This is a genomic window from Desulfoferrobacter suflitae, assembly GCF_022603395.1.
GTDB lineage: Bacteria > Desulfobacterota > Syntrophobacteria > Syntrophobacterales > Syntrophobacteraceae > Desulfoferrobacter > Desulfoferrobacter suflitae.
Genome location: NZ_JAIBKA010000007.1, coordinates 145441 through 161553 on the forward strand (window position 1 = coordinate 145441; position 16113 = coordinate 161553).

Sequence of the window (16113 nt, forward strand, 5' to 3'; positions counted from 1 at the left end):
GAGTGATTGGGTTGCTTCCCGGCCCCCTGTAAGAGGAGTGGATGGGGGCGACCAGCAGACTTTTATACAGACTCCCCGATTCATTTGGTGTACGGAGCCCCTATGCTCGAAAAAATCATCCGGCTGAATGACAATATCATCTGGCGAACTATTGAAGGGGAAGCCGTTCTGCTCAATCAAGCGACGGGCGATTATTATGGTCTGAACAGCGTAGGATGTTCTTTTTGGGAAAAGATTGACGGATCACGCACGGTGGCAGAAATAATTCAACTGCTGATGCGTGAATATGATGTACCAGAGGCAGCGGTCACCCGCGATGTGTTGGAGCTGATCGCTGAGATGCAACGCCAGGGTTTGTTGTATGTAAGATGAGCCTGTACCGGCAAACAACAAATAAACTGCGGACGTACAGAAATTACGCGCTCCCCCGAGATATTCCGCTGCTTTTGCAGGTTGCGGGACTGACTCTGTATTACTACGCGCTGATTCGTTGCGCATCACTCCATGGCATCAGCAAGAAAATGGCAGCCAAAAAGAGCTCGCAGCCGCTCCGATTTACCCTTTCAATTGAAGATCAACAAGGGCTGGATAAGGTATGGAGAGCAGCTTCTTTTATGCTCTGCCGCGTGCTGCGGTCGTCCAATCCATGCCTGTGCCGAACTCTGGTAATGCAACACTGGCTTGCCGGAAAAATGGCAGGAGTAACCGTAAGAATCGGCGTTATCAGGGAGGGTCGCCAACTCAAGAGCCATGCGTGGATTGTCTTGGACGGCAAAGCCTTCAGAGAAGACCCGATGGAGCTGGCGCGCTACATCCCGATCATCGAATGGCAGCAGTCTCCAAGGATATTGATAGAGTGAGGGAGCAACACATTTTGTTTTGAACCAAACACCGCGTGACACACTAGAATGATTTTACCGCAAAGCAGCGCTTCCGGTTGCTGGGTGATCTCATATGAGCTCTTGGGAAGCTGCATTAGAATTGAGCACAACTGCCTTGATTGGCTCTCTTCCACGGCCGATTTTTTATGCTTGCCGGAAACCGACGATCAACGCCCTGCCGATATTCGCTTGTCATTTTTTGAGGTTGACGGGGAAGATGAAGCAAACCGGATTATTCCTGTGCCTGACGCAGCATTGCAACAAAACGAATATCTTCTCCAGCTGAATCGAGCTGTTCCTTGTCGAAGCTATATCGACAGTCCTAGACGGTGGGTAGAGCTTGGGGGATATGGACGTACCTGGGTGGATTACTCCCTGGGCACCGCAACCGTTTTGAGATACAGGAATTGCGGTATAGATCGAGTTTACGATCACCTGCTGTTTAGCTTCAATCTTCTGAACAATTTATTGGCCAAATTAAAACTCTACGCTGTGCATGCGGCGTGCATTCGTGTAGGCGACAAGGGCATGCTCATCACTGGCGACAGCGGCAGCGGCAAGTCGACGGCTGCTTTTGCGATGCTGCAGGCAGGTCAAGCGGTGCTGTCCGATGAACGGGTACTGCTTTTCAAAAAGGATGTGATAGGGGCTGCTGTCATAAGTGATGTGATTAAACTCAATCGAACCGCCATGCGTGACCTGTTTCCTGAGGCGGAAAACCTGCAGACCTTCTGGCAAACGCCCGATGAGTGCTATTTTAAGACAGGTGCCATTGATCACTTCAGACATTCCCCGCTAACCACAGTGAAGTACTTGATAGTTTTAGAAAAGAGCGGCACTCTTAAGAGTCGCCTGGAAAGAATGCACCCTGCGCGCACGGTGGAACATTTGTTTCCGGTGACGTTAAACGCCTTCGAGCCCTGGCAACTGGCCGGAAAATTTCACTTCCTCGCCGGCGTCCTCGCACAAGTCGAGTGCTATCGAGTTTGGTTCGGAACCGATATGCAGCACTTTTCCGAAACGATCATGAACCTGGCGGCATCCTGACGGCTTCATCCAATCGCTCAACTGCAGGAGTTCCTTTTGAAAGTCCTTCTCGTATATCCTCTCACCAGGCAAAAGGGCATTCCAGCCCCAAGCTGGATGCCTTTGGGGCTCTCTTCGATTGCCTCCGTTGTGCGCCGGGCAGGCCACGAAGTTTGCATTTTTGATCGCTTCGCCCAAATGGCGCGCCTGGGGCCCGCAACACACCTCATTAACCAGGCAATGCTCCAAGGCATCAGAGAATTTCGACCGGACATTATAGGTCTTAACACGGTTTCACCGCTCATTTATGATGCCGTTCAATGCGTGGAAACCATTCGCCGCGAGTATGAGGGGGTTATCCTGGCCGGTGGCCACCACGCCACAGCCGTACCGGCCTTGACCCTGCAAAAACTGCCGCGGTTGAATGGAATTGTCCAGGGTGAAGGGGAACTTCCCCTGTTGCGACTGCTGGATGGAGACCTCCCACAGAGCATAGAGGGACTTTGGTGGCGGGCTGCAGACGGCAGCATCACGAACACCCCCGCCAGGCAAATTGCAGACCTTGACTCTCTGCCTTTCCCGGATCTGCATCTACTCGATTTATCCTTTTACACCCGGCGGAGTGTTCTGCCCATCCGTGGCTACTGCCTTTCCTCCATTTCTCTTCTGACCTCGAGAGGTTGTGACAAAAATTGCAGTTTTTGCACCGAATCTTTGACTTACGGAAAAGGCGTCCGGTTCCATAGCCCGGAATATGTGATCGAATGGGTCAAGCAGATCGCCAGGGACTACCGGGTGGAAGGAATCTACTTTCATGACAATGATTTTCTGGCGGACCGGGCGAGAGCCATGCGGATTTGCGAGGGATTCATGGCGAACGGACTGCACAAAAGACTTAAATGGGCCATCCAGGCGCGCAGTGACCGAGTGGATCGCGAGGTGGTGGGGCTGCTGAAAAGGGCCGGCTGCGTGGTCATCGAAACCGGGGTCGAAGCTGCATCACAAAAGGAGCTCGATGCAGTTAAGAAGATGAGTACCGTTCATGCCAATGAAAAAGCCGTTGAGATCTGCCGAAGCATGGGTATGTCCGTGCATGCCTATATGTTGACTTCCTTCGAAGGTGAGACGCTGGTCGATTTGGAAAATCGACTCAATTGGTTAAAAAAAGTGCGGCCGACCAGCTTTTCCTGGCAACCCATTCAGATTCACCCGGCGAGTCCCCTGTACCAACGCAAGCAGCTCGATTTCTTTGAAAAAAATGATTGGACTGAGGATCGAGTGGTCACTTATTACAGGCAGGATTATCTTTCCTCAATACCGGCTGAACAGCGCCGCTTATGGATGAAAAAGAACTTCAGCCCATTTGCAAAACGATACAAACGGCTCGGCATCTTGCGCCGCAACCCTCTTCCCAAACTGCTGTTACTATTTTTCGATGACCTCTGGAGGTTTATACGCAAATATCGAAATCACAGAACACATCAGCCCCTCCCGGCAAGACGATTATAATCCTTATTGACAGTCACTTATGGTTCTGATAGCGTGGTTTTGGGCAGTCCAAACATTTACTTAAAGAGGAGATGGAGAGTATGAAACGAGATCAAGAGGGACAAGACAAATCCCCACAGAATGGAGCGAGCAAGAAGGCCTACGAAAAACCCGAACTCTATTTGTATGAGAGTCTACAGAACCTGACGGGTGGTATTGTGGATCCTTCTAAACCATTGCCTTAGCTCTGATTGTTTCCTTCACCACTTGCGCCCAGGGTAATCCAGGGCTTCGTGCCCTTTGAAGCCGGGACGCAAATTGACAAGCCGCGTCATGAGCGTGACCACGCGGCTTTTATTTTTTTGTTGCGAATTGATTGAGCTTTCATGCCGAGGCGACCGATGTTGCTCCACTGGACTCCCGAAGAATCGTTCATGTACGAATTTCTCAGGGAGTATTACTCGTTCGGCAGCAGTGGCCGTCTGCAAGCATTGTTCGATCATTGCAACCCCTCGGAGCTCACTCGCCAACTCATCAGGAAGGATGTCCTGCCCTTCTTTTTCGCCAGGCTCGCAAACGGTGAAGTACCCCTGAGACTACCTTCGGATTTATTCCGGAACTGGAAAATACTCAGCGGGCAAATGGCCCTGCATAACATGGTGTTCGAACGCGAATGTGCTCGACTGGTGGGTCTCTTTCAAGCCGCTGGAATTCGCAGTGTGCTTCTCAAAGGATTCAGCCATGCAAAGCGGTTGTATGGAGATAACTCACAAAGGCCCCTCCAGGACCTTGATTTTCTCATCAACGCCGAAGATTATGCGCTGGTAAAAAGCCTTTTGCTGCAGGACGGATATGAATACTCGGCCACGTGTGATGACGGCACTCCCCTTGCGCCCGCAGAGCTGACCCTTTGGGAGCAGCTGTTGAAGGAAATGCATTTCAGCAAAGTCCAGGGATGCTATCATCTCAACATCGATATGCACTGGGGTTTTAGTGCCCTGTGGTGGGCTCCCGTGCGCTCTTTATACCCGCTGGATCAACTGCACTGGCTCCAATTCACCGAGAAGGCTCCGTTGCTGCATACTGCCGTCGAATGGTTTACACCGGAATTACACTTTGCCCAAAGCATTTATCATTTTGCCCTCAACAACGTCTTCAATGGACTGAAATGGTTCCTTGATCTTTGCCAGTATCTCGCCTTGATGCGGGATCAGCTGGATTGGGAGCTCATCGGGCGGTTTGCCCCCACCAGAGAGTGCAAATTAGTCTTTTGGATAGCCCTGATGCTGGTGTTCGAAGTCACCGGGCCATTGAAAGACCAGAAGGTGGATCGGTTCGTCCGTGAATTACATTGCAGTATTCCTGCCCCACTGTTGACTTTGTACAAGTACAGGCTGTTCGCCGGGCAGTCCGTTGTGAGCAAGCACGTGGGTTCCGTCCTGCTGCCTGCCAGATGGAAGGACAGGCTTGCAGTTGCCCGCTTCATGCTGTTCGATCCGGCGCCAATGCAGCTTTGGAACAGCGCCGCTGCTCGGCAAACCCGCATGTTGCAGCCAGTACGGATCGTTTCCCGTTTGCTGCGATTGGCGCGCCGCTAGAGACATCCAGACGGTGTTGTTCAGTTGCTGTGAAAAACTTGCGTGATTGGAGGGGCGAATGGACGGTGAGCTCAGGGAGAAGCGAAAAATTAGCAGCCTCTCCAATGAACTTGCCAGACAGCGCAACTTTGAAGCGGCCGAGCGAACCCTGCTGGCCTGGATACGTACATCCCTTTCCCTGATCACCTTTGGGTTCGCCATTTATAAGGTCGTCCAGGTTTTCGGTACGCAGCGATCCCACCATGTGTTCACCGCGATAATCGGCCTGTGCTTTATCCTTCTCGGAATTTATGCAGTGGTCGCGGCCACCCTGCGGCACACCCGCGAACTGAAAGCTCTTGAGCGCGATGATTATTCCTATAGGCCGAGCGGTCTCGGCACATCGGTTTCAATCGCCCTGGCTTGCATCGGACTGATGGCCCTCGTCATCATCCTGGTTGAAGTTTTCGCTTATGGACTGAGACCTTAACCGAGTCGTATTGGCCGAAACTAACTGTCGACGCTTTTTTGCGCGTTGCGGATCAGCTTCAAATGCGGCTTATCACCGGCACATTCGCACGAATTTTCGATATCGAATTCCGGATAGACGATGGACAGGATCTTCCATCCCTTGCCCTGGTGCTCGTTATGCAGCAGAAGATCCTGGCGTAGATGCGGCTTTGAACAACTGATCTTGATGAAGCTGGCAGCGCATTCGGGGCAATCCCACCTTTCGACAACTTTCTCCAAACCATCGTTGAAAATGGCTTCGATGGCGTATTCATAGACAAATTTATCCATCATGTTCTTTCCCCTGCAAGCTCCTCTTCCTGTCAAAAAGGAAGTGTAATATGCACTGCATAATTTATGATTCGACGGCTAATTTGTTGAGCCGTTCCTCCAGGTTCCATTTTTTGATCAGGCAAGCAGTGGCCGGCGGTACCAGGTGCTCCCAAATTCCTTTTTCTGCTATCAGCTTGCGCACTTGCCCACCAGTCACGCCTTTGGCCTCGGGGGGCTTTTCCCAGAGAATTTCCGTTTTCAACCCCAGAGAATGGAATAATTCGAGCTTGCGCCTTCCCCATCCATCATAAATGGTCAGATAGAATGTAGCCTCGAGGGGCACGTAAAAACGGTACAATTCCGGAAAATTGATGGGCAAGGGCACGATCGAAAGCTCTTCTCCCCTCACGCCGGCCTCCGCCAGAACGGCCCGAACCATCGTATATCGCTCGAAGTACGTGAGCGGATTGGAGAGACGGCTGCTTCTCTGCGGGTCGGAGACATCCTTGCCAATCAGGGTGGGATCCGGGTTGGTGATCCCCACAACCAGATGGGTGCAGCGCGCCTTGCCCGCCATCAGGTATTTCAAGTGGTCATTGTGAAAAACTTGAAAACGGCCGTGAATGACACCTGTTTCGCTCACGCTTCGCCCTCCATACCCGAAGCTCCACAGCCGTCATGAAAAGTGCGAATCAAACGTATCATCACTACGGCGTTTGGATGCAGCGCCAGATAGACCAGGGCAATGATGGGCATGCCGTTCCACAACAGGCTCATCCAGGCAGTGAGGATGGTGATGCTGCTGCGGGTTCCTTTGCTCGCCAGAGTTGGACGGCCGGTATCCAGGTTGAGTGCTTGCGCACGCGCTGTGGTGTAGCTGACCAGGCTGCCTCCGACCACCGCCAGCGAACCCAATACCAGTAACATCCACAGCGGCACAGGAACTGGTATTTGTATCAAATAGATCACCAGCCCTATCATCAAAGCGCCATCGGCATAGCGATCCAGCACCGAATCCAGAAAAGCACCCGCTCTGCTCTGTTGCCCGGTTAGCCGCGCAAACTGGCCATCCACCCCATCCATCACTTGTGAAACAGCGGCAACACAACCTGCAAACCACGCCCAGCCGAGAGCAAAAACCACTCCGGCAAAAACGCCAAGGCACGCCGAAAAGACGGTGATCATCCAGGGGCGAAGCCATTTCCACGGCAGCAGCCGAGGGGTGATCCTGGACGCTAGATGGACTTTAATCCATTTCAACAGGAACCGATCAGTCGGCTTAGTCTGCCAGCAATCGGTCTTCATGTTTTCGCCTGATACAGGTCATTTGCTTGCATAGCCCAGACTCTTCACCTTTATCGCCGACCATGTGCATTATGAAACCGGCAAACAGCTCCGCCGCTCCCACTGCGAGCCGGATCATAGAAGAAGCGGTGCGGGGCATTCCATCCCGTGCCGTCGGTTAACAATCATCGACCACTCTAGTGCAACAGAGCGAGGGCTGGCAAGCAGCAAAAAAATACATAAATTAAGATGGTGTATAGAATCAAACGGCTCGGGCCGCCTATAACGGTGAGACCGTGAGGCAGTATAACAGAGTAGGATTACAAGGAGATGTGTGGAATGGAAAAAGAAAACAAGGAATTCTGCACCCATGAGGGCAAAATCTATCCGCACGGGAGCGAGGATTGCATCGCTGGAAAGTGCATGATCTGCAGCTCCGGAGAATGGAAAGAGCGCGTACAGCAATGCACGCCTTCCCATGCTGGATAGGTGAGCCGCTCTGTCAGGAATATATCACTACAGGGAGAAGGCAGAGTCGATTCGGCTCTGCCTTCTTTGCCTCAGAAACGATCGCTCAGCACACCCAGAGCTACTTTTTGGACTTGTCGTACAAGTAACCTCCTGCGGCTCCAGCTGCGCCGCCAATCACGGCACCGGTCATTGGAGAGCCGCCCGAGATAGCACCAATTGCTGCTCCCGTTCCAGCGCCAATGGCTCCACCGCTCAGCGTGCGTTGCTGCGTCGAGCTCATTCCCGCACAGCCCACAAGCATCGTCAGCAAGACGACGACAACGGCAAACTTTTTCATCAATGCTTTTCTCGTTGTGTTCATGATTGACCTCCTCTATTTTTTCTAAACTTAAGCATCACAGCGGCAAACACAAAGGTAATCCATAATCACCCTGACGGAACAGGTCTGGATGGACATTTTTGACTCACCCTGCAATCCCGCGCTTCATCGATTACCGGAGCACACTTGCCGATCCTCGGCCAGGGAGGACGTATGCAAATAGCAACAACTCATGTCAACACGGACTTTGATGCGCTGGCTTCGTTGGTGGCTGCCACTTTCATATATCCGGGAGCGGTCGGGGTATTGCCAACGCAAATCCAGCCGAAAGTCAGAGAATTTCTCGCCATTCACCAGGATCTCTTCCGACTGAAGTTGAGAAATGAAGCGGATCTTTCTGAGGTGACCAGACTCATTGTGGTGGACACCAATCATTGGGATCGCCTGGATCGCATGCACAAACTGGAAAAAGAGGACGGCCTGGAAGTGATCCTGTGGGACCATCATATGCAGGGTGGAAACATTAAAGCAACATGGCAGTGCCGGCAGGAAGCGGGCGCCAACATAACTCTTATGCTGAGTGAAATGCGTCGGCGCGGCTGCGCCTTTGCGCCCATGCAGGCGACTTTATTTCTGATGGGTCTGTATGATGACACCGGCAACCTGACCTACCCCTCTACAACCAAGGACGATGCCTATGCCGCAGGCTACCTGCTGGACAATGGAGCCGACCTGAACGTTGCTGCGGCATACCTTTCCATCTCGCTGGATGATGACCAAACCGAACTTCTTACACTCATGCTGGAATCATCAAAGGTGTTGGAAGTCTCCGGCTACCGGGTGGGGGTTTCTTTTCTACCCATCGAAAGGGGGATGAACATGCTGGCGTCAGTGGTGACAAAATACAAGGAGCTCAAGGGCCTGGATGCAGCTTTTGGCATCTTCTGTAACGAGAGTGACCGGTGTGTGGTCATCGGACGCGGCGGCGGCACGGGATTGGATGTGGGGGCGGTGGTGCGCAAGCTGGGAGGCGGGGGCCATCCGGCAGCCGGTTCTGCCATGGTGAAAAGCGAACATCCTGCTCAAGTTTATCGCCATCTGATTGATCTGATCGATCTTGCCAAGCGCCCGGCAATGCTGGTCGGTGGAATCATGTCGGAACCGCAGCTCTGCCTGCGCGCCGGTATCAGTATACTGGAGGCACGTGCTCTTCTCCAGAAAAAGCACGTGCATGCCGCAGTCGTTACCGATCAAGACGTATTACTGGGCATCATTTCCGACGCCGAAGTGAATAAAGCCAAATCCGACTCGCAGCTGAGGGCTCCCGTAAAGGCGTTCATGAAAACGAAGTTTGCGGTGCTGCATCCCGCCCAGCCTGTCGGAGAGGCACTTCGGTTGATGAAAGAGGAGGAGGTGGGTTTGCTGCCGGTTATGGCCCAAGACAGGTTGGTCGGAGTGGTGACGCGGGCAGACTTGATGCTGCACATCTATGACCTGTGAAAACCAAACCCGCAAGGAAAGCACGGCGGCCGAATTGGGAGCGCTTTGAGCACAGGCGTTTGCTTTTCCGCAAGGGACCAATATTCTGTGATAGTTAAAAAAATTGATGGACTCACTTGATTAATTTGAGACACTTGATACAATAGAAACCGGAAAGCAACTCTTTCCTCCTCCAAGGAGAGCCGGGTTTTCCCCCTCCTTCCCGGCTCTCTTTTTTTATGCCTGCTCAAGTCGCAACAATCGTTCCCGCCCCCCTGTACCCCCCACGGGACAGCGCTGACTATTCCACAATGGAGTCATTACTATTCCATATTGGAATATCCAGGTCCGCGTGGAATCTTTTGAATCAATATAAGTATCTTACATATATATAATATTTTCTAAACTGAACATCCGGCACGGAATTTGCGAATTATTCGCAGCACGGAATAAGTTTGATTTCCGAGTGCAGCCAAAACCTCTGGAAAGGAAAAATATCATGGCGGAAGAAAAGGAAAAAAAGGTGAAGGTACTGAACTTCAGGGATATGTCAACCTGTGAAGCGACCATTCAGATGCTGGAGATCGCGGCCAAGGACGGGGTAGAGACGGCGTTCAGCCGCGCGGCGGACATGAAGGCCTGCCCGATCGGGGCCGATTCGGCATGCTGTAAGCACTGTTTCATGGGTCCCTGCCGCTTGAACCCGAAGGATCCCTATTCCAAGGTGGGGGTTTGCGGGGCGACCATCGACACCATAGCGGGCCGCAATTTTGCCAGGATGGTGGCGAGCGGCTGTGCGGCGCACACCGACCACGGCATGTCCATGCTGGACGTGTTCCGTGAGGTGGTGAACGGCCGGATCAAAGACTACCAGATCAAAGACGAAGAGAAGCTGCGCGATGTGGCGGCGAGTGTGGGCATCGAGGTGGTGGGGCGCGCGACCATGGAGGTGGCCAAGGAACTCTACGAGGAGCTGGAGCGGACCTACACGCAGGTTGAGGGGGAAATTCCATTTGTCAGCCGGGTTCCGGCCAAGACTTTGGAGACCTGGCGCAAGCACGGGATCGTGCCGCGCGGCTCCATGCGCGAGATCATGGAAATCATGCACCGCACGCACATGGGCGTGGATCAGGACTATGAGAACATCATCAAGCAGTGTTCGCGAACGGCCCTGGCGGACGGTTGGGGCGGCTCGATGGTGGCCACGGAGATTTCCGACATTCTGTTCGGCACGCCCAAGCCGCTGGTGGCCGGCGTGAACATGGGTTATCTGAAAGAGGACCATGTGAACATCATCGTGCATGGCCATGAACCGAATCTGTTTGAATCCATGATCACCTCGGTCAATGACCCGGCTCTCATCGAGAAGGCCAAGGCGGCGGGAGCCGAGGGGATTCAGCTGCTCGGCATGTGCTGTTCCGGGGCCGAGGTGCTGGGACGTCACGGGGTGCCCCATGCGGGGAACTTCATGAGCACGGAGGCAATCATTGCCACCGGCGCGGTGGACGCCATGGCGGTGGATGTGCAGTGCATCATGCAGGCTCTCTCCAAGTTGTCCGAGTGCTACGGCACCAAGTTTTTCACCACCAATCCGCGCGCCAAGATCGACGGGGCGACCCACATCGAATTTCATGAGCACACCCCGAGCGAGTGCACCAACAAAGTGGTGGAAATGGCCATTGAGCGGTTCAAGAACCGTCCGGCCCGCATTGTCATTCCGCAGCGCCGCGATCTGGGCATTCACGGGTTTTCCCATGAGTACGTGAATTACATGCTGGGAGGGACCTTCCGGGCTTCCTACACCCCGCTCAACGACAACATCATCAACGGGCGCATTCGCGGTGTGGCGGGCGTCGTGGGCTGCACCAATCCGCGCGTGAAGCATGACTACGTGCATGTGGAACTGGTCAAGGAGCTGATCAAGAACAATGTGTTGGTGGTGCAGACCGGTTGTTCGCAGATTTCTCTGGCCAAGGCCGGCCTGATGAAGCCGGATGCGGCGGTACTGGCCGGTGACGGGCTGCGGGAAGTGTGCGAGACGGTGGGCATGCCGCCGGTTTTGAGCCTGGGGTCGTGTGTGGACAACAGCCGTATTCTGATTGCCTGTGCCGAGATGGTGAAGATCGGTGGCCTGGGCGACAGCATCGCCGATCTGCCGGTAGCGGGGGCGGCGCCCGAGTACATGAGCGAGAAGGCCATCTCCATCGGCCATTATTTTGTGGCTTCCGGTGTGTACACCATTTTTGGTGTGACCTTCCCGAGCATCGAGGGAACCAAGTTCCACAAGCTGCTGTTCGAGGGCCTGGAAGAGATGGGCATGGGCAAATGGGATTTCGCGGTCGATCCGCACGATATGGCCCACAAGATGATCGCCCATATCGACAAGAAGCGCGAGGCCCTGGGCATCATGGGCGAGCGCGAACGCAAGCTGTTCAGCATGGAAGACCGCAGGGCCTAAGGCCGCGTGGCAGCCTGCGGAAACAGTTGCCGCAACCGATGGAACGGTTGACAATAAATTGACGCTTGCGGGGGGATCAGCCGATCCCCCCTGTAGAACAGTCTGATGGCTCCATCCTTCACCGCGAACACCCGACGGGGTGCGCAGGCCATTCCTGCGATGTTCTCCTAATCACTGCTGGTTTGCAGGAAGCCAAAGATAGTAGAATCCGCTAGGCAACGAGGAGAAAATATTAAGAAAGCCTGTATCGATCAAGCTGGCTTTCTGGTCCCGATGTTCCGACGTAGCGGTGTTATACAGGTTGTCATCAGGGTATTCGGTTCTTCTATAACTCACCACTTTAGCATCCTCAGGCAGTCCGGCGAGCTCCCTTGCCCTGGAAACGGCGTCATCCATATAGGCAATCTCATCGACCAACCCCACCTTCAACGCTTGATTGGCGAGATATATCCGTCCCGTGGCAATCCGGGCCAGTTCGTCCTGACTCACATGTTTGCGATGTTTGCCCACCAGGTCAATGAATCGCTGCCCCAGTTCATCAATCAAGCCCTGCACGATTTGGTTCTCAGCTTCAGTTGCTGCCCTGAAAGGGGATCCCATATCTTTATTCTCACCGGATTTGCTGATCTCGACCTCGAGACCTATTTTGGCCATGAGGCCGATGACTTTCGGAGTGATGAAAAGAACTCCTACCGAGCCGGTAACGGTGGTAGGATGGGCTATTATATAATCGCAGGGTAAACAAATATAATACCCGCCGGATGCGGCCACGTCCATCATGGCCGCCACAACTTTAACGTTACTTTTTCGTTTGAAACGCACGATTTCCTGGTAAAGTATGTCACTTGCGGTTGTCGACCCCCCCGGGGTATTGATTTGCAGCACAACCGCCTTTATGTGGTCGTCCTTCTGGGCCAGTCTAAATTGTGCCACGATTTCCTGCAACATGCTGGGTTTGGGCTGAAAGAGGGATGTACCCGGAGTGTCGGAAATAAATCCTCTGATATGCACCAGGAGCACTTTGTCTTTGCCGGAACCCTGTAAAATCTTTTCTTTCAACGGCTTGGTGGTATCCGGAAAAATGTTTATTTTGGGGCTACAGGCAGCAATAGACAGCATCGTTAACGTAATGATCGCAAATTTATAAATTATCATGTTTGCCGCTACTTTTTATTCGTCGGGCTGAAAAAAATGTCGGCTTCTCCATGATGCCTGCGAACAGAGCAGTAGACTCATCCGGCACGCGACGACGCATGGTTGTAAACAAACAAGGCACCTGGCCCCTGCCGATAACATTTCAGACAATTTAACGGCTTCTGATTTCTCCTGCAAAATAGAAAATATAAGGGGGTGACGGCGGCAAGGTCAACACATTTGTAGACCGCTTCTCATGGATCGCGTGGATGAAAAGCATCTGGTAATCCTGGTGACGACCAGAGCCCCTATTGATGTCACAGACCTAAACTAACGGCTGACGAGGAAGATGCTGTGGAGTACGTATTCAAGTTCAAGAAAGGAGATATTATTGATGCCGACACCTATCTGGTCGTAATGTCGAAAATACCTACAGAAAAATTCGTCGACAACTTTATCGAGATCGAGAAGGTGCTTAAGGATACCGAGGTGATAATTCGCATTGAAGAGTGATAGTCCCCCCCTTTTGTTACTGTCTCACTTGGCGACAGAGACAACCAGGGGGGCACCGGTGCGATGGATGAAAAGCTGTTGTTTTGTCGGAATGTCAGTCCTTCATATCAATAACCGTGCGACTGCCCGGGGCGGATCCAGCAAAAAGCCTTGACTAAGGATCATGGGGAAGATGAACGGGATCAACTGTCCATATCAATAATCATGTCGGCCTCATTCCCACACAGGGTGCACTTGCGCGTTTCTTTTTGCCGCTGTTTGGCAACTCCCGGCGAGACTTCAGTATCAACCCATTCGCACGTTATAATCATCTCAGCTTCGTTTCCGCATTTTGTGCATTTGCAAACTTCCCTTTTTTCGGTCATCTGCTGTTCTCCTTCTGCAATCAAATTGATTCGTAGCCAATTGGATATAAGAACTGGGTCTAAACTCTCTTGTGCTGCTCGACCTCCAACCCGTCTATGAACATTAAAACAAAAAACCAGGGCCATGCAAGTAAATCCAAAACATTTGTCAAATGTGGGGCTGTCGACCGCACCCCCTTGTCCTTCACATTTCAGTGGTTGTGGTGCCAGAGAAAAAGCCGGACGTTGCAACGTCCGGCTTTTTCTCTTTCCTCAAGCACTGCCTGAAGTCGGATCTTCTCGTTTTTAATTAGGCGTTTATTTCTTCTTCCTTTTTTTTTCGTTGAGCGATTCTTTGAAGGCTTTTCCTGCACTGAACTTGACTACATTTGTGGCGGGGATCTTCATCTTCTTCCCTGTCCTCGGATTGCGACCTTCTCGGGCTGCCCGCTCCACCATCTTGAAAGTCCCAAAACCAATCAACGTTACCGAATCGCCCGTCTTCACCGCTTCCTTGATGGCGCTCATTACCGAATCAAGTGCCGCACCAGCCGCTTTTTTAGTGATCTCAGAGTCTTTGGCAATCCTGTCCACTAATTCAGCCTTCGTCATGTTCTCCTCCTGCCCTGTCTGTTAGTGTCCAATAACCTGACTTCCAAACGTATTATGTTTCTAAAAGCAAATGCTTTTGAAGCCTTGGATGAGACGCTGCTGCTCGGCTTGCCAAAACTCCTTCTTTGCGCCAAAAAGCCCGATACAGTCGACTGGAGTAGATATTGCAAGAGCAACGGTGGGGTGTTCTAGACCGCCAGAATCAGTTTAACGCGATGCTAGTGCATAAACAGGAGGACACAGCTGGAACTCGTCCGACGCTAACCGATCACACTTAAACTTACGTCCGCGCATCTTGTCAAGCAATAAATGCACTTTTAGGTGCGCCCATAGCGGCCGATCACGCCGCGCGAAACGACAACCACCCCTCCCCGTTGCGCGGCTTTGCAGGTGGACCTTGATTCCCAAACCGGAATTGCACGCCCACCCCATCTAATTTGATCACCCCGCACGACATTATTTACAAAATTGCCCTAAAATTATACTCTGCAGGCGCGGTGTTTTATGAGACAGACTTTTGTTCATATTGGTGCAGCGTGCTCCACCAGATGTAACGCGACTCAGAAGGAGAACAGATGAAAACATTAATGACGCTAACCGTGTTGGTTCTGTTTGTGTTTGGCTGTGCCTCATCCAGCAGAATGAACCAAGTCAACATTGGAATGACGAAGCAAGAGGTCATTGCAGCAGTGGGTCAGCCCACCAGCACCAGCGCCAAAGGAGATCTCGAGTACCTGAACTACAGGCTCTACAGGGGGGGATTCATGACAGACGATTATTTCGTCCAGCTCAAGGAAGGCAAAGTCAAGGCGTTCGGGCGGGCCGGTGACTTCGGTCTAGGCTACTAAGTGCTGGTTCGCTCCCCTCTCCCTTGCAGGAGAGGGATCTTTCATGATTGGACGAACTCGCGCACTGCACGAGCACTCACATGGAGAATTTTCGGTGACTTAACCCGCGAGTCGGTTTATTATCCAAATTGATAAGAGCCTATCAAAAGGAATTTGGGCCTAATGCGGGAGAGGTGAAAAGATGAAGAAAAAATGTATGCAGTTCCTTTTCCTCCTGGTGGTGGTGCCGGTTTTTATTTCGGGTTGCGCGACTGCTCCCGGCAGCTATGAGCGAGTTGCCACGACTTCCTTCGGATTGGGTGCACTGGGCACAGCAATGGGCTATGCCATTAGTGGCGATCCCATGGGTGCGGCACTCGGGGGTTTGTCAGGGTTGACCGCCGGTTACCTGGCAGGAACCGCCATCGAGAACTCTCGGCCCTACTATGCTGAAGGGCCTCCACCGCCGCCTCCACCGTCGCGCTATTACGACCCTGCACCACCCCCACCCGGTTACGAGTCCTACAGTTCCGGCAGCCGTGACCGGTGCCGGACGGTGCGCACGATCGTACGTGAATACGGTCAGGTGGTGGCTGATTATGAACGGGAGGTGTGCGATCCTCCCTATTAGGTCAGGATAGCAGGAATATCACCTGGTTTTTTGTAACCGTTCACCGCCAAGACGCGAAGGACGCAAAGTCACGCAAAGAGCCCTCCGCAAAGGACACAACCGCTGCAGCCTTGGCGTTCTTTGCGCCTTTGCGGTTCATAAAAGGGCTGTATGGTGAAGGGTTACGGTTTTTGCCGAATGCCGGATTGGTCATGGCCCCAGCCGTTGGCTGCTTTTCTCAGGCTCATACTTCCGGCATTTTGCTATACCGGCCCCGCATCGGGTGCCGAAAGTTGCGGTACATCAA

The 16113-nt window shown here is 52.7% G+C and carries 20 protein-coding genes; 13 read left to right on the forward strand and 7 right to left on the reverse strand.

Annotated features, from left to right (window positions below; all coding sequences use genetic code 11):
• Positions 1 to 102 precede the first annotated feature (102 nt).
• From K1V27_RS13730 to K1V27_RS13760, 7 genes are all read left to right on the forward strand, one after another.
• Positions 103 to 372: a PqqD family protein gene (locus tag K1V27_RS13730; protein ID WP_258930604.1), complete on the forward strand. Its 270-nt coding sequence runs from the start codon at positions 103 to 105 to the stop codon at positions 370 to 372.
• A 149-nt stretch (positions 373 to 521) separates the two neighbouring features.
• On the forward strand, positions 522 to 860 hold the full coding sequence (locus K1V27_RS13735) for a lasso peptide biosynthesis B2 protein (RefSeq protein ID WP_258930605.1): 339 nt from the start codon (positions 522 to 524) through the stop codon (positions 858 to 860).
• A 384-nt stretch (positions 861 to 1244) separates the two neighbouring features.
• Positions 1245 to 1928 carry a hypothetical protein gene (locus K1V27_RS13740; RefSeq protein WP_258930606.1) on the forward strand — a complete coding sequence of 228 codons (684 nt, stop codon included), beginning with the start codon at positions 1245 to 1247 and terminating at the stop codon, positions 1926 to 1928.
• 36 nt (positions 1929 to 1964) lie between these two features.
• Positions 1965 to 3416, forward strand: coding sequence for a B12-binding domain-containing radical SAM protein (locus K1V27_RS13745; RefSeq protein WP_258930607.1), 1452 nt, complete (start codon positions 1965 to 1967; stop codon positions 3414 to 3416).
• Between the two features lie 80 nt (positions 3417 to 3496).
• Complete coding sequence (locus tag K1V27_RS13750) at positions 3497 to 3640, forward strand: hypothetical protein (RefSeq protein ID WP_258930608.1); 144 nt, start codon at positions 3497 to 3499, stop codon at positions 3638 to 3640.
• A 141-nt stretch (positions 3641 to 3781) separates the two neighbouring features.
• Positions 3782 to 4993: a nucleotidyltransferase family protein gene (locus K1V27_RS13755; RefSeq protein WP_258930609.1), complete on the forward strand. Its 1212-nt coding sequence runs from the start codon at positions 3782 to 3784 to the stop codon at positions 4991 to 4993.
• A 58-nt stretch (positions 4994 to 5051) separates the two neighbouring features.
• Positions 5052 to 5462: a YidH family protein gene (locus K1V27_RS13760; RefSeq protein ID WP_258930610.1), complete on the forward strand. Its 411-nt coding sequence runs from the start codon at positions 5052 to 5054 to the stop codon at positions 5460 to 5462.
• Between the two features lie 20 nt (positions 5463 to 5482).
• Here the strand turns inward: K1V27_RS13760 and K1V27_RS13765 are convergent, their stop codons facing one another.
• The 3 genes from K1V27_RS13765 to K1V27_RS13775 all read right to left on the reverse strand — a co-directional run bounded on the left by K1V27_RS13765 (position 5483) and on the right by K1V27_RS13775 (position 7060).
• On the reverse strand, positions 5483 to 5776 hold the full coding sequence (locus tag K1V27_RS13765; RefSeq protein WP_258930611.1) for a hypothetical protein: 294 nt from the start codon (positions 5774 to 5776) through the stop codon (positions 5483 to 5485).
• A 61-nt stretch (positions 5777 to 5837) separates the two neighbouring features.
• Positions 5838 to 6398 (reverse strand): nucleotidyl transferase family protein, encoded by a 561-nt coding sequence (locus K1V27_RS13770; protein WP_258930612.1) that lies wholly within the window; start codon positions 6396 to 6398, stop codon positions 5838 to 5840.
• A complete protein-coding gene (locus tag K1V27_RS13775; protein WP_258930613.1) occupies positions 6395 to 7060 on the reverse strand; it encodes a CDP-alcohol phosphatidyltransferase family protein in 666 nt (221 codons plus the stop codon). Before K1V27_RS13775 ends, K1V27_RS13770 begins: the two co-directional genes overlap by 4 nt.
• Positions 7061 to 7378: 318 nt before the next feature.
• On the opposite strand from K1V27_RS13775, the gene K1V27_RS13780 reads away from it, so the two are divergent.
• Positions 7379 to 7528, forward strand: a complete 150-nt coding sequence (locus K1V27_RS13780; protein WP_258930614.1) for a hypothetical protein — start codon at positions 7379 to 7381, stop codon at positions 7526 to 7528.
• Positions 7529 to 7628: 100 nt separating this feature from the next.
• Here the strand turns inward: K1V27_RS13780 and K1V27_RS13785 are convergent, their stop codons facing one another.
• A complete protein-coding gene (locus K1V27_RS13785) occupies positions 7629 to 7871 on the reverse strand; it encodes a YMGG-like glycine zipper-containing protein (RefSeq protein ID WP_258930615.1) in 243 nt (80 codons plus the stop codon).
• Positions 7872 to 8042: 171 nt separating this feature from the next.
• Here K1V27_RS13785 and K1V27_RS13790 point away from each other — a divergent pair, with 171 nt between their 5' ends.
• Positions 8043 to 9329, forward strand: coding sequence for a CBS domain-containing protein (locus tag K1V27_RS13790; protein WP_258930616.1), 1287 nt, complete (start codon positions 8043 to 8045; stop codon positions 9327 to 9329).
• Positions 9330 to 9807: 478 nt separating this feature from the next.
• On the forward strand, positions 9808 to 11766 hold the full coding sequence (cooS, locus tag K1V27_RS13795) for an anaerobic carbon-monoxide dehydrogenase catalytic subunit (protein ID WP_258929200.1): 1959 nt from the start codon (positions 9808 to 9810) through the stop codon (positions 11764 to 11766).
• A 171-nt stretch (positions 11767 to 11937) separates the two neighbouring features.
• On the opposite strand, the gene sppA is transcribed toward cooS, so the two are convergent.
• The gene (sppA, locus tag K1V27_RS13800) at positions 11938 to 12921 is read right to left on the reverse strand and encodes a signal peptide peptidase SppA (RefSeq protein WP_258930617.1); all 984 of its coding nucleotides are present in this window, start codon (positions 12919 to 12921) and stop codon (positions 11938 to 11940) included.
• 333 nt (positions 12922 to 13254) lie between these two features.
• Here sppA and K1V27_RS13805 point away from each other — a divergent pair, with 333 nt between their 5' ends.
• Complete coding sequence (locus K1V27_RS13805) at positions 13255 to 13413, forward strand: hypothetical protein (protein WP_258930618.1); 159 nt, start codon at positions 13255 to 13257, stop codon at positions 13411 to 13413.
• Between the two features lie 182 nt (positions 13414 to 13595).
• On the opposite strand, the gene K1V27_RS13810 is transcribed toward K1V27_RS13805, so the two are convergent.
• Together K1V27_RS13810 and K1V27_RS13815 are read right to left on the reverse strand one after the other, a co-directional pair.
• Entirely contained in the window at positions 13596 to 13904 is a 309-nt protein-coding gene (locus K1V27_RS13810; protein ID WP_258930619.1) for a hypothetical protein, read from the reverse strand.
• Positions 13905 to 14075: 171 nt separating this feature from the next.
• Positions 14076 to 14369 carry an HU family DNA-binding protein gene (locus tag K1V27_RS13815; RefSeq protein WP_258930620.1) on the reverse strand — a complete coding sequence of 98 codons (294 nt, stop codon included), beginning with the start codon at positions 14367 to 14369 and terminating at the stop codon, positions 14076 to 14078.
• Positions 14370 to 14944: 575 nt separating this feature from the next.
• Here K1V27_RS13815 and K1V27_RS13820 point away from each other — a divergent pair.
• Both K1V27_RS13820 and K1V27_RS13825 read left to right on the forward strand, forming a co-directional pair.
• Positions 14945 to 15217, forward strand: coding sequence for a DUF2845 domain-containing protein (locus tag K1V27_RS13820; protein WP_258930621.1), 273 nt, complete (start codon positions 14945 to 14947; stop codon positions 15215 to 15217).
• A 181-nt stretch (positions 15218 to 15398) separates the two neighbouring features.
• Positions 15399 to 15827, forward strand: coding sequence for a complement resistance protein TraT (locus tag K1V27_RS13825; RefSeq protein ID WP_258930622.1), 429 nt, complete (start codon positions 15399 to 15401; stop codon positions 15825 to 15827).
• Positions 15828 to 16113 lie beyond the last annotated feature (286 nt).

Coding starts and splice junctions, on each gene's coding strand:
- K1V27_RS13730 (WP_258930604.1), top strand. CDS start 103: ATGCTCGAAAAAATCATCCGGCTGAATGACAATATCATCTGGCGAACT.
- K1V27_RS13735 (WP_258930605.1), top strand. CDS start 522: ATGGCAGCCAAAAAGAGCTCGCAGCCGCTCCGATTTACCCTTTCAATT.
- K1V27_RS13750 (WP_258930608.1), top strand. CDS start 3,497: ATGAAACGAGATCAAGAGGGACAAGACAAATCCCCACAGAATGGAGCG.
- K1V27_RS13755 (WP_258930609.1), top strand. CDS start 3,782: ATGCCGAGGCGACCGATGTTGCTCCACTGGACTCCCGAAGAATCGTTC.
- K1V27_RS13760 (WP_258930610.1), top strand. CDS start 5,052: ATGGACGGTGAGCTCAGGGAGAAGCGAAAAATTAGCAGCCTCTCCAAT.
- K1V27_RS13765 (WP_258930611.1), bottom strand. CDS start 5,776: ATGATGGATAAATTTGTCTATGAATACGCCATCGAAGCCATTTTCAAC.
- K1V27_RS13775 (WP_258930613.1), bottom strand. CDS start 7,060: ATGAAGACCGATTGCTGGCAGACTAAGCCGACTGATCGGTTCCTGTTG.
- K1V27_RS13780 (WP_258930614.1), top strand. CDS start 7,379: ATGGAAAAAGAAAACAAGGAATTCTGCACCCATGAGGGCAAAATCTAT.
- K1V27_RS13785 (WP_258930615.1), bottom strand. CDS start 7,871: ATGAACACAACGAGAAAAGCATTGATGAAAAAGTTTGCCGTTGTCGTC.
- K1V27_RS13790 (WP_258930616.1), top strand. CDS start 8,043: ATGCAAATAGCAACAACTCATGTCAACACGGACTTTGATGCGCTGGCT.
- cooS (WP_258929200.1), top strand. CDS start 9,808: ATGGCGGAAGAAAAGGAAAAAAAGGTGAAGGTACTGAACTTCAGGGAT.
- sppA (WP_258930617.1), bottom strand. CDS start 12,921: ATGATAATTTATAAATTTGCGATCATTACGTTAACGATGCTGTCTATT.
- K1V27_RS13810 (WP_258930619.1), bottom strand. CDS start 13,904: ATGGCCCTGGTTTTTTGTTTTAATGTTCATAGACGGGTTGGAGGTCGA.
- K1V27_RS13815 (WP_258930620.1), bottom strand. CDS start 14,369: ATGACGAAGGCTGAATTAGTGGACAGGATTGCCAAAGACTCTGAGATC.
- K1V27_RS13820 (WP_258930621.1), top strand. CDS start 14,945: ATGAAAACATTAATGACGCTAACCGTGTTGGTTCTGTTTGTGTTTGGC.
- K1V27_RS13825 (WP_258930622.1), top strand. CDS start 15,399: ATGAAGAAAAAATGTATGCAGTTCCTTTTCCTCCTGGTGGTGGTGCCG.